The organism is Microbacterium sp. NPDC077184 (genome assembly GCF_040687055.1).
GTDB lineage: Bacteria > Actinomycetota > Actinomycetes > Actinomycetales > Microbacteriaceae > Microbacterium.
Genome location: NZ_JBFBMM010000001.1, coordinates 140579 through 152819 on the forward strand (window position 1 = coordinate 140579; position 12241 = coordinate 152819).

10 protein-coding genes and 1 pseudogene are annotated in these 12241 nt (G+C 71.5%); 9 read left to right on the forward strand and 2 right to left on the reverse strand.

The window, feature by feature from the left end:
* The first annotated feature begins 32 nt into the window (after positions 1 to 32).
* Together AB0O93_RS00610 and AB0O93_RS00615 are read left to right on the forward strand one after the other, a co-directional pair.
* Complete coding sequence (locus AB0O93_RS00610; protein ID WP_363339533.1) at positions 33 to 1361, forward strand: sugar ABC transporter substrate-binding protein; 1329 nt, start codon at positions 33 to 35, stop codon at positions 1359 to 1361.
* 7 nt (positions 1362 to 1368) lie between these two features.
* Positions 1369 to 3471: an alpha-galactosidase gene (locus tag AB0O93_RS00615; protein ID WP_363339535.1), complete on the forward strand. Its 2103-nt coding sequence runs from the start codon at positions 1369 to 1371 to the stop codon at positions 3469 to 3471.
* Positions 3472 to 3560: 89 nt separating this feature from the next.
* On the opposite strand, the gene AB0O93_RS00620 is transcribed toward AB0O93_RS00615, so the two are convergent.
* Positions 3561 to 4547, reverse strand: coding sequence for a phytanoyl-CoA dioxygenase family protein (locus AB0O93_RS00620; RefSeq protein ID WP_363339536.1), 987 nt, complete (start codon positions 4545 to 4547; stop codon positions 3561 to 3563).
* 86 nt (positions 4548 to 4633) lie between these two features.
* Here AB0O93_RS00620 and AB0O93_RS00625 point away from each other — a divergent pair, with 86 nt between their 5' ends.
* From AB0O93_RS00625 to AB0O93_RS00640, 4 genes and pseudogenes are all read left to right on the forward strand, one after another.
* On the forward strand, positions 4634 to 5461 hold the full coding sequence (locus AB0O93_RS00625) for a helix-turn-helix domain-containing protein (RefSeq protein WP_363339538.1): 828 nt from the start codon (positions 4634 to 4636) through the stop codon (positions 5459 to 5461).
* A gap of 236 nt (positions 5462 to 5697) precedes the next feature.
* On the forward strand, positions 5698 to 5901 hold the full coding sequence (locus tag AB0O93_RS00630) for a cold-shock protein (protein WP_236967305.1): 204 nt from the start codon (positions 5698 to 5700) through the stop codon (positions 5899 to 5901).
* A 128-nt stretch (positions 5902 to 6029) separates the two neighbouring features.
* Positions 6030 to 7157, forward strand: coding sequence for an acyl-CoA desaturase (locus AB0O93_RS00635; RefSeq protein ID WP_363340956.1), 1128 nt, complete (start codon positions 6030 to 6032; stop codon positions 7155 to 7157).
* A gap of 184 nt (positions 7158 to 7341) precedes the next feature.
* Positions 7342 to 8108: pseudogene (locus AB0O93_RS00640) on the forward strand (alpha/beta hydrolase).
* On the opposite strand, the gene AB0O93_RS00645 reads toward AB0O93_RS00640, so the two are convergent.
* Positions 8088 to 8933 (reverse strand): NAD(P)-dependent oxidoreductase, encoded by an 846-nt coding sequence (locus AB0O93_RS00645; protein ID WP_363339540.1) that lies wholly within the window; start codon positions 8931 to 8933, stop codon positions 8088 to 8090. The pseudogene AB0O93_RS00640 and the gene AB0O93_RS00645 overlap by 21 nt on opposite strands.
* Positions 8934 to 9152: 219 nt before the next feature.
* On the opposite strand from AB0O93_RS00645, the gene AB0O93_RS00650 reads away from it, so the two are divergent.
* The 3 genes from AB0O93_RS00650 to AB0O93_RS00660 all read left to right on the forward strand — a co-directional run bounded on the left by AB0O93_RS00650 (position 9153) and on the right by AB0O93_RS00660 (position 12197).
* On the forward strand, positions 9153 to 10250 hold the full coding sequence (locus AB0O93_RS00650; protein ID WP_363339542.1) for a PIG-L family deacetylase: 1098 nt from the start codon (positions 9153 to 9155) through the stop codon (positions 10248 to 10250).
* 249 nt (positions 10251 to 10499) lie between these two features.
* Positions 10500 to 11195, forward strand: coding sequence for a GTP cyclohydrolase II (ribA, locus tag AB0O93_RS00655; protein WP_363339544.1), 696 nt, complete (start codon positions 10500 to 10502; stop codon positions 11193 to 11195).
* A 30-nt stretch (positions 11196 to 11225) separates the two neighbouring features.
* Positions 11226 to 12197 (forward strand): bile acid:sodium symporter, encoded by a 972-nt coding sequence (locus AB0O93_RS00660; RefSeq protein ID WP_363339546.1) that lies wholly within the window; start codon positions 11226 to 11228, stop codon positions 12195 to 12197.
* The last annotated feature ends 44 nt before the right edge of the window (positions 12198 to 12241 follow it).

The window sequence follows — 12241 nt, forward strand, 5'->3', positions numbered from 1 at the left end:
GCGTCGCCGGCGGCCAACCGAGAGAAGGAATCATGCAGCACACGAAGAGAGCGGTCGGTGTCGCCCTGCTCACCGCGGGCGCCCTCGTCATGGCGGGATGCTCGGCGTCCGGAGGAGACAGCGGCGGGGATGCCGCAGCCTGCGAGCCCGCCGGCGAAGACGTCACCCTGAGCTTCACGTCCTGGATCCCCGGCATCGAGGATGCCGTGGCGATGTGGAACGACGCCAACCCCGACATCCAGGTCGAGGTCCAGACCGGTCCGTCCGGCAACGCCGGCACCTACCAGAACTTCTTCAACCAGCTCGAGGCCGGCAACGCCCCCGACCTCGGTCAGATCGAGTACGACGCCCTGCCGAACTTCCGCGTGCAGGACGGTCTGGTCGACCTCGGCGCGTGCGAAGAGGTCATGGCGGCACAGGACGAGTTCATCGACTGGACCTGGGGGCAGGTGACCCTCGGCACCGAAGACGAGGTCTACGGCATCCCGCAGGACTCCGGTCCCATGGGCCTGTTCTACCGCAGCGACCTGTTCGAGCAGAACGGGATCCCCGTTCCCACCACGTGGGAGGAGTACCGCGAGGCGGCGGTCCAGATCCGCGAGCTCGGCGGCTACATCACCAACTTCTCGCAGACCGACATCAACCAGTTCGCCGGATTCGTCTGGCAGGCCGAGGGTCAGTGGTTCGCCAACGACGGCGAGGCGTGGACGGTGGAGCTGACCGACGACGTCTCGACCACGGTCGCCGACTACTGGCAGGACCTGCTCGAGAACGACCTGGTCTCGACCTACCCGGCATGGACCGACGAGTGGAACAACGCCTACAACTCCGGCGAGGTCTGGACCTGGAACTCCGCGGTATGGGGTGCCAACTCCATCGCCAGCGGCGCGCCCGACACGGCCGGCAACTGGTCGGTGGCCGAGAGCCCGCAGTGGGAAGCCGGGGGCAACGCCGCCGGCAACTGGGGCGGTTCTTCGATCGCGGTCTTCAACGGCACCGAGCACCCCTACGAAGCGGCGAAGTTCGCCCTGTGGCTCAACACCTCGGACGAGGCGCTGACCTCGCTGAACACCACGGCCCAGATCTTCCCCGCCACGAAGGACGGCGTCAACCTGCCGGCGCTCCAGGAGGGCGTGGCCTTCTACGGCGACCAGCCGATCTACCAGCTGTTCGCCGAGATCGGCAGCCAGGTCAACCCGAACTTCGTGTGGGGACCGACCATGACGCAGGTGTACGCGGACGTCTCGGACGGCTTCAAGGCCGCCGTCTCGGGCTCCGGAACCCTCGCCGATGCCCTCGCCGACGCGCAGGCGTCGACGATCGCCGCGCTCGAAGCGCAGTCGATCCCCGTCGCGGAGTGATCCCGGCGTGATCCATCTCCTCCGTGCCGCGGGCGCGAGTCTCGTACTCGACGCCCGCGGCGCGGGGGCACCCGTCCTGGTCCACTGGGGTCGAGATCTCGGCCCCCTGGACCAGGACGATCTGCGTGCCCTCGCCGACACCGTCATCCCCGCCGTCACCCCCAGCTCCATCGACCGTCCGCTCCGCGTCGGCGTCGTGCCCACCCTTCCCGACGGATGGTCGGGGCGACCGGGGCTCGACGCCCATCCCGCCCCCGGCCCCGCGCGGCACGTCGCGACGACGACCGAGGCGACGGGTGCCGAGCCGGCGGATGCCGGTGCTCTCGCGGGCGGCGGCGTCATCGACACGGTCGTCGCCGTCGGCGCTCACGAGGTGCGCCTCCGCTTCGCGCTCAGCCCGCAGGGGGTGCTCGAGGTCGACCAGCGCGTGCGCAACGTCTCGGATGCACCGACGACGCTGCGCGCGGCATCCGTCGTCCTGCCGGTCCCGGACCGGGCGCGCGAGGTCCTCGACTTCGCCGGACGGTGGGCGGGCGAGCGCGCGCCGCAGCGCCTGACCCCCGGATTCGGCACCTGGCTGCGGGAGTCGCGGCACGGCCGCGGCGGCCACGATGCCGCGATGCTCAGCGTCGTTGGCACACCGGGCTTCGGCTTCGGCCACGGGGAGGTATGGGCGACCCACGTGGCGTGGAGCGGCGACACCGTGTCGTGGTTCGAGAGATCCGAGATGGGCGCGAGCGTCATCGGTGCGGGGGAGCGGCTCGAGCACCTCGCGCTCGCACCGGGTGAGACCTACGACGCGCCCACGGTCGTGGCGGTCTGGTCCGACGACGGGCTCGACGGGCTCTCGGCTCGTCTGCACCCCTGGATCCGGGGGTGGGTGACGCCGCGCGGTCCGCGTCCCCTCACCCTCAACACCTGGGAGGCGGTCTACTTCGATCACTCCCTCGAGCGCCTCGCGCCCCTCGTCGACGCGGCGCATCGCGTGGGGATGGAGCGCCTCGTCCTCGACGACGGATGGTTCACCGGACGCACCGACGACCGCCGCGCCCTCGGCGACTGGGACGTCGACCCCCGTGCGTGGCCCGACGGACTCACCCCGCTCGTCGCCCGCGTCCACGACGCCGGCATGCAGTTCGGCCTGTGGGTCGAACCGGAGATGGTCAACGCCGACTCCGACCTCGCCCGACGGCATCCCGAGTGGCTGCTGACTCCCGCCGACTCGGTCTCGTGGCGGTTCCAGCAGGTGCTCGATCTGTCCCACCCCGATGCGTGGGAGTGCGTCTTCGCGAAGCTCGACACGCTGCTGCGGGAGTACCCCATCGCGAGCCTCAAATGGGATCACAACCGCGATCTGCTCGTGGCCGACTCCCGCGCGCAGGTGTCCGCGCTCTACCGCCTGCTCGATGCGCTTCGCGCCGCGCACCCCGACGTCGAGATCGAGTCGTGCGCGTCGGGAGGCGCCCGCATCGACCTCGGCATCCTGCGCCGCACCGACCGCTTCTGGACGAGCGACACCAACGACCCGCTCGAGCGGCAGCGGATCCAGCGGTGGACCGGCATCCTGATCCCGCCGGAGCTCCTCGGCTCGCACGTCGGCGATGAACGCGCGCACACGACCGGCCGGACCGCCACGATGGCGTTCCGCCTGGCCACCGCGCTGTTCCTGCACGCCGGGATCGAGTCGGACATCTCCCGGCTCGCGGATGCTGATCTCGATGCGCTGACGGCATGGACCGAGGTGTACCGCCACCATCGGGCGCTGCTGCACGGGGGGCGCGTCATGCGCGTCGACGACGTCGATGACGCGGTCCTCCAGCACGGCGTCGTCGACGCGGAGGGGCAGGAGGCGCTGTTCGCCTACGTCGTGCTCGGGACGACGGATGCCGCGCTCCCGCCGGCGGCACGACTGCCGGGCCTGGTGCCCGAGCGGCGCTACCGCGTGCAGGTGCTCGACCTCGGCGCGGAGCCCCGCGCGGTGCAGGACGCGCCGCCGCCGTGGCTCGCCGACGGCGTCGTCCTCACCGGGGCGATGCTCGCGGAAGGCGTTCTCCCGATGCCGCTCCTCGCTCCCGGGAACGCCATCGTCCTCCACGTCCGGGCCGTCTGAGCGGACCTCCCCGGGAACAGTTCGATCGTCGCCTTCTGCGGGTGCGCGCGCACGCGACCCGCAGAAGGCGACGACCGAAGGGGGAAGGGTCAGGCGGACGCGTCCGACGCGTCCTCGTCCGCGCGGAAGGGAACGCTGCCCGCGCTGCAGTAGGAACCCGGCGAGTGCACGCCGTGGGCGATGCGCAGCTCGTCCTCCGCGTCGCCTCGCGTCACCGGACGCAGGCGCTCGTCGGCGTTCCAGACGAACCACTCGGCATCCGGCATCCCCTCGTCGTGACGCGTGAGGGCCACGGGGAGCAGGCGGAGTCGACGATCGACCCACTCGGCGTCCCACGGTCCCTCCGCGAAGATCTGCTCCGCTGCGCGGAATTCGTAGTAGATGGTGCGACGCAGGCGGTTGCCGGTGACGGCTTCGGATCCGTGGACCACCATCACGTCGTGGACGAGGACGTCGCCGGGCTCGAGCTCGACCTGGATGACCCCGGGGGCGTCCCAGCCGTACTCCTCCTGGAGCTGGCAGACGTCCACGGGGGCGAGGTGCGATCCCGGCGCCACGCGGAGGGCGCCCTCCCCGATCCGCGAGGCGTCGAGGTACACGTCGACGTTGAAGATGCGGTGCGTCCGCGGGTGGACGGCATCCTGGTGCCAATCGATCGCCGCGCCGTCGCCGGTGTCTTTGAACACCATCGACTCGTAGGTGGGCACGAAGTTCGCCCCCGCGAGACTCTCGGCGATTCCGAGGACCGCGGGGCTGCCGAGCAGCTCGAGTGAGGCGTCCTCGCCCTTGGAGTGCAGGTAGTCGATGCGGAACAGGCGCTGAGCCCCACCGCGCATCGCCCACTGGTAGTCGACGGCGCTGTCGTCAGCCGGCCCGCGCGCGTGGCCTTCCGCAATCCAACGGTCGGCGGCATCCCGGAGGCGCTCGAGCAGCGGCGCGGGGATGCGCCCCTTGAGGACGAGGTAGCCGTCTCGGTCGAACTGCGCGATCTCCTCGGCGGTGAGGTGGTAGTCGCGGGCTTCGATGCGCGCGGAGGGAGGCGTCGCCGCGGGCGCGAGGGGGGTGGTGATCGACATGCTTTCTCCTGAAAAGTGAAGGGACGCTTTCACGCTAGGACTGCGATATCGGGATTTCTGCCGTTTTAGTCGGTAGATTGTCCGGGATGATCAGTTCCGGCGGTGCGCACGCCGCGTCCTTCGGCCTCGCCTGCTGGCACGGGGCGGCGCCCCGTATGCAGATCGCCCACGCGCACGACGACGTCGAGATCAACCTCGCGCCGGTCGATCTCGAGTACCTCATCGACGGACGTGCGGCGGTCATCCCCGCGGGGACCCTCGCCGTCTTCTGGGCCGCCCGCCCGCACCAACTCGTCCGGGGAACCGGTGACCTTCCCGTGACGTGGCTGACCGCGCCGCTGGTGCAGGTGCGCGCCTGGTCGCTGCCGGCGGAATTCCTCACCCGCCTCTTCGCCGGCGAGATCGTGCTCGTGCCCGAAGGCCCCGGGATGGCGCTCGTTGACGGCGTGGCCCACTGGCAGGACGAGGTGCGGGGGACGAGCCCCCTGCGCGACGCCGCGACGCTGGAGATCGAAGCGCTGGTGCGGCGGATCGCGCACGCCGGCGCCGCATCCGCGCCCGCCATCGCACCCGCGTCGTCCGGGCTCCGACCGGAAGTGGCGGCCATGGCCGCGTGGATCTCCCTGCACGCGGGCGACGACGTCGGGGTCGCCGACGTCGCCGCACAGGCTCACCTGCACCCCCGCTATGCGATGGAGGTCTTCCGCGCCGCGATGGGCGTCACCATCGGCGAGTACATCACCCAAGGGCGCATCGCGCGCGCCCAGCACCTGCTCCTGTCGACCGACGCCTCCGTCGCCGACATCGCGTCGAGATCGGGATTCGGGTCGTCGAGTCAGTTCTACGCGCTGTTCCGGCGACGGTGCGGAACGACTCCCGCCGCCTACCGACGGAGCCTGATGCGCGAACGGTGACGTCCGCATGCTAGCCTGGCCCGACCCCGGCTCTCGGGGTTCCATCGTCGCCGAACCCTCTGCGCTCACGGCGGAGCTGCGGAGTCCGGGCCGCATCACGCGGCATCACCGCCGTCCTCATCCGGATCACGTCGCTCGCTCGACGGTCTCGGATCCCACCTCGTCCGTCCCGATCCGTCGGAACGGCGTCCATGGTCGCATACGCGGCTTGCACAAAAAGAAAAAGGAAAGACACGATGGCCACTGGCACCGTGAAATGGTTCAACTCCGAAAAGGGCTACGGCTTCATCGCTCCCGATGACGGCTCCGCCGACCTGTTCGCGCACTACAGCGCGATCGCCACCTCCGGCTTCAAGGAGCTGCGCGAAGACCAGAAGGTCGAGTTCGACGCGGAGCGCGGGCCCAAGGGCATGCAGGCCGCGAACATCCGGCCTCTCTGATCCTCCCCGCCGACCGGATGACCTCCGGTCGGCGGTCCACTGTATGCCGGGCCGCGTATAGCACCCGGCATACAGTGGGCCACACAGCGATCGGCGCCCGCCTTTGGCTTCCGGCCCCCCGGGTCCCGATCGAAAGAGCAGGTGCTCTCATCGTCGCCACCGTCCTCGAGCCCAGGCTCGGACCTGTCCGTCAGACGTACTCCCGCACCGAAGACTTCCCGCAGCTGACCCGCGCGTTCACCGACGTGTCGCAGGTCGTGCGCGAAAGCGGCCTCCTGCGCCGCACCCCCTGGTTCTACGCCTTCACCGGCACCCTCGTCGCCCTCGGCTTCGCCGCCTGCGTCGCCGGTCTCCTCCTCCTCGGGGACAGCTGGTTCACGCTGCTCATCGCCGCCGCCCTCGGCATCCTGTACACGCAGGTGGCGTTCCTCTCGCACGAGGCCGCGCACAAGCAGATCCTCGCGTCCGGGCCCGCGAACGACCGTCTCGCCCGTCTCCTCGGCAACGGCGTCGTCGGCATGAGCTACTCGTGGTGGACCACGAAGCACACCCGTCACCACGCCAACCCGAACCGCGTCGGCAAGGACCCCGACATCGAGATCGACACGATCTCGTTCCTCGACGAGGATGCCGCGTCCGCGCGGGGTCTCCGCCGGGCGATCACCCGGCGCCAGGGCTGGCTGTTCTTCCCCCTCCTGACGCTCGAGGGCCTGAACCTCCACGCCATCGCGTTCGGCCATGTCTTCGGGCGCGGACCGGTGAAGAACCGTGCGGCCGAGATCACCCTCCTCCTCCTCCGCTTCGCCGTCTTCGTGGTGCCGATCTTCTTCCTCCTCCCGCTCGGCATGGCCTTCGCCTTCCTGGGCGTGCAGCTCGCGGTCTTCGGCGTGTACATGGGAGCCTCCTTCGCCCCGAACCACAAGGGCATGGCCGTGATCGCCCCCGACGCGAAGCTCGACTTCTTCTCCAAGCAGGTGCGCACCTCCCGGAACATCGCCGGCGGCTGGTGGGCCACGTGGCTCATGGGCGGGCTCAACTACCAGATCGAGCACCACCTGTTCCCGAACATGCCGCGCCCGCACCTCGCCAAGGCCCGCGAGATCGTCATCGAGCAGTGCCGCACCCTCGACGTGCCGTACACCGAGACGACCCTGCTGCGCTCGTACGCGATCGTGATCGACTACCTCAACCGCGTCGGCCTCGCCGCCCGCGACCCCTTCGACTGCCCGGTGGTCGCCGTCCACCGTCGCGCCTAGGCGGCCCGGGCTCGCCCGGACCGTGGACGACGCGCGGATAGACCCCTCCTTCCACGGCGTCGCCACGGCGCGCGCACTCGACGTACGCAAGCGGCCGGTCCGCTGGATCCTCGGCCGGGTGCCGAGCCGGGTGCCGCCGGCGCTCGCGCGGGCGGTATCCGTCCGTGCGGTGCGCGAGGCCGGCGTGCAGTACCGGCTCTACCGTCCGCACACGCGGCGGTCGTCCGCGGCCCTCGTGTGGATCCACGGCGGCGGGCTCGTCACCGGGTCGCCCCGCCAGGACGACCGGTTCTGCGCGCTCGTCGCGGCGACCCTGCGGATCACCGTCGTCTCGGCCGGCTACCGGCTCGCGCCGCGGCATCCGTTCCCGGCAGCGCTCGATGACGTGCACGCGGTCTGGACGCGCACCGTCGCCACGTCGCGGGCCCGCGACCTCGACCCGTCGCGGATCGCCCTGGGCGGCGTGAGCGCGGGGGCGGACTCGCCGCGGCCCTCACGCAGCGTCTCCGGGACGAGGGCGGGATCGTGCCGGCCGCACAGCTGCTGATCGCGCCCATGCTGGACGCGCGGACGGCCGCGGATCGCACGGTGGATGCCGTCGCCCATCCCGTCTGGAACAACACCTCCAACCGGTTCGGCTGGGAGTCCTACCTCGGCGAGGCCCTCGCGTGCCCCCCGCCGTACGCCGTCCCCGCTCAGCGCGGCGACCTCGCGGAGCTCCCTCCGGCGTGGATCGGCGTCGGCGACATCGACCTCTTCCACGACGAGGACGCCGCCTACGCCCGACGCCTGCGCGCCGCAGGGGTGGATGCGCAGCTGCGCGTCGTGCCCGGAGCTCCGCACGGTTTCGACACGCTCTTCCCCGAGGCCCCGGCATCCGTCGCGTTCCGTCGCGAAGCCCTCACGTGGCTCGGCGGTGCGCTGGGAGTCTCAGACCTCGTCGCGCCATGAGTGCTGCGGTGCGTAGCCCAGCAGGCGACGCGCCTTGTCGATCGAGAGCAGGGTCTCGTTCGTCCCCACCTCGCCCCGGCGCGGGACGTCGGGGAAGACCTCGTCCAACAGCTCGCCGTTCGGGCGGGTCATGACGGTGTCCGCCGCCGCGATGATGAACGTGTCGAAGCCCACCGGCGCCGACGTGAGCGCCCGCTCGACCGCCTGCGCGCCGTCGCGGGCGTCGATGTAGCCCCAGAGGTTCCACTTCCGGATGTCGGCATCCGCGTCGAAGGACGGGAAGGCGGCGTAGTCCTCGGGGACCATGACGTTCGAGAAGCGCAGGGCCGTGATCGACAGGTCGGGGTGCCAGCGGACGAGCTCGTCGGCCATCCGCTCCTCGAGCGTCTTCACGAGCGAGTAGACGCTCTCCGGCCGCGGCGCGTACTCCTCGTCGACGGGGACATAGGGCGGGGGGACGTCGAAGGGCAGACCGAGAACCGTCTCGCTCGAGGCGTACACGATGCGACGGATGCCGAGCCGCACCGCCGCCCAGAACACGTTGAACGTGGCGGTCATGTTGTTGTGGAACGTCGCGACCTCGCTCCGCAGGCCCGGCGCGGGGATCGCCCCGAGGTGGACGACCGCGTCCACGCCGTCCCCACGGTCGCCGAGCCCGGCGAACGCGTCGACGACCTGGCCGTAGTCGGTGAGGTCGACCTGGAGGAAGCCGGGGGCGCGGGTCCCCGCGACATCCATCCCGATGACGTCGTGGCCCGCGGCCCGCAGCTCGCGAGCGACGACGGTGCCGAGTTTTCCGCTGGATCCGGTGAGGGCGATTCGCATGGGATCAGCCTCGCATGTCCGCCGGCCGGAGGGACCCATCGCGTCGATGCGAGCCCCCGCGCGCCGTTCGTGCCATAATCAGGCGCGCGCGGGCACGGGGGTGATCCGGCGCAGACAGGACTGGGGGACGGTCACGTGGGGGGTCGGCGCGCGACGGGCGCGCGCGAACGAGGGCGTCGCGCACGCCCGAGGGCGCGCGGGCGGGCACGGAGTGCCGCGGTGGCGGTTCTGACGGTCGCCGCCGTGGTCGGACTCAGCAGTGCGGGCGGCGCGGCCCTCGCCGGGTTCCTGGTGACCTCCACCGAGCGACTCGGCGTGAGCACCTCCGCCGGGGTGTCCGGCGCGTCCGGCGCCCCGATGACCTCGACGCCGCGGGAGACGCCGTCGTCGGCGGCCTCGCTCCCCGCACCCGAGACCACCGAGACCCCCGTCGCCGAGCCCGTGGCCCCGGAGCCCGCGCCGGAACCGGCCCCGCCGCCGGTCTCGCCCGCCGACACCCCGTGCGACACGGACGTGACGATGTCGGTGTGGGCGCACTACGACGACGATCTGCTGTTCATGAATCCGCGCCTCCTGGAGGCGTTCGACGCCGGGCGGTGCGTGCGCACCGTCTTCCTCACCGGATCGGATGCCGGGCGCGGCGAACACTACGCCAAGGGCCGTGAGCTCGGCATCCTGCGCGCATACAACACCATGCGGGGCGCGCAGGGGTTCTGGGCCGAACACCGCGTGACGCTGAACTCGGGCGTCGAGATCAGTCAGTGGTCGCCGGAGGATGATCCGGACATCACCGTGGTGTTCCTGCGGCTGCCCGACGGTGCGATGAACGGCGGCGGATTCCGCGCGACCGGGTTCGTGACGCTCCCGGCCCTGGTCTCGGGGGCACTGGCCTCGCTCGCGCCCATCGACGGCGGGACCCCGCTGACCCTCGACGCCCTCACCTCGTCGCTGTCGGAGCTCATCGTCGCCTACCGCGTCGATCAGCTGTACACCCACGTGCCGCAGGGCACCGAGTGGGCCGGCGGCGACCACCCCGACCACTCGGCGACCGGCACCGTCACCCGCGCCGCGTGGCAGGCGATCGGCTTCCCCGCCGACCGTGTGAGCTACGCGGTCGGCTACCGCACCCAGGATCTGCCGGTGAACCTGTCCGGCGATCTGCTCGACCGCAAGGTCGACGCGTTCCGGGTGTACGCGGCGCAGGATTCGGTCGTCTCGTGCGCGTCGGCGCAGGCGTGCCTGGCCAAGCCCAAGTTCGGTGTGTGGCTCCAGCGCCAGTACGCCAAGACCGAGGCCGAGCTCTTCCCCGCCGGCTGACCCGCCCCCGCGCCGCCGGCGCCGCCGCGGCCGCGTACCGAACTCCTCCGATCCGGCGGGAAACGGCCGGATTCGGGCCCGCCCGGGCCCGCCGGGGCCGGATCGGAGGAGTTCGGCCCGTGAAGAAATCCGGCCGAACTGCATCCGACGCCCTGCGCGCGCCGGAATAATCGGCGAGACGACCCGCTTGCACTCCCGCATCGCGGTCGCCCGAACGCCGCATCGCGGTCACCGAACGAGGGAGCCCCCATGTCACAGGCCCGCCCCGCCGATGTCCCGGCCGACGTCCACCCGGCCGAGATCACACCGCTGATGGAGGCGCAGGTGCGTACCGCGGTGACGATCCCGCTGCGGTTCTCCGACGGATACACCGCCCCCGCGCGGGTGCTCACCTTCACGGGGCTGGTCGACGGCGCCGAGCACCTCCTCCTCGCCTTCGGCGACGCGGTGAACGCCGATGGCGAGGTGACCCCCGGCGCGGACGTCCTCATCCGGATGCACAGCGAGTGCCTGACCGGCGACGTCTTCGGCTCGGAGCGGTGCGACTGCGGACCCCAGCTGCGCGAGGCCGCCGAGCGCCTGAACGACGCGGGCGGTCTGCTCCTCTACCTCCGTCAGGAGGGGCGCGGGATCGGCCTGTACGCCAAGCTCGATGCCTACGCGCTGCAGGATGCCGGCCTCGACACCTACGACGCGAACACCGCGCTCGGTCACGGCGAGGACGAACGCGATTACACCGCCGCCGCGCAGATGCTGCGCGCGGTCGGGGTCGACGGCATCCGTCTGCTGACGAACAACCCCGACAAGGCCGCGCAGCTCACGGCGCTGGGGATCGACGTGGTCGACGTCGTCCGCACCGGCGTCCACGTCACCGCGTCGAACGCCCGGTATCTGCAGGCCAAGCGCGACCGGACCGGGCACCTGCTGGAGCTCCCCGCGGCGTGACGGGCGCCCCGCCCGGGCCATGATGGAGCGGTGACCCCCGTCGCCGCGACGCTCGAACGCCACCAGGTGGTGCTGTGCCTCGTGGCGATCGCCGGGGGAGCCGCCGTCGGGATCCTCGCCCCGGAGGTCGCCCCCGTCGTCGCACCGGCGATCACCCCGGTCATCGCCCTCCTCCTCTTCGCCACGTTCCTCGGCGTGCCCTTCCGGACGCTCGGGGCGGCGCTGCGCGACACGCGCTTCGCCGGCACGGTGCTCGCCGTCAACTTCCTCGTGGTGCCGCTGGTCGTCTTCGTCCTCAGCCGTGCGGTCGCCGCGGAGGAGGCGGTGCTCGTCGGCGTGCTGCTGGTGCTGCTGACCCCGTGCGTCGACTACGTCATCGTCTTCGCCGGCCTCGCCGGCGGAGCACGCGACAAGCTCCTCGCGGCGACGCCGCTGCTGATGGTGATGCAGATCCTCCTCCTGCCGCTGTATCTGCTCCTCATGGCGGGTCCCGCAGTGGTCGGCGCGTTCGATCTCCGACCGTTCGTCGAGGCCTTCCTGCTGCTCATCGTCCTGCCCCTGGGGGCGGCGGTTCTCGTGCAGCTCGGTGCCCGTCGCGTCCGCGCCGTCGCGAGGATCCAGGATGCCGCGGCCACCGCAATGGTCCCGCTGATGATGCTGACCCTCGCGGTGGTGGTGGCCTCGCAGATCGCCGATGTGGCCGGTCGCGCCGGTGCGCTCCTCGCCGTCGTCCCGGTGTACCTCGCGTTCGCGGCGGTGATGGTTCCCCTCGGCATCGTCGCCGCCCGCGTCGCGGGCCTCGCCGTCCCCGAGCGGCGGGCGGTCGTCTTCAGCGGGGTGACGCGGAACTCCCTCGTCGTTCTGCCGCTCGCGCTCGCCCTCCCGGCCGGGTTCGCGCTGACGCCGCTCGTGGTGGTCACGCAGACGCTCGTCGAACTCGTCGCGATGGTCGTCCTCGTCGCCGTCGTCCCGCGCCTGGTGAGGCATCCGCCGCCGGCCTAGCCGAAGCGCAGACCGGCCGCAAGCCTCCGTCGCCCGCGCGTTCG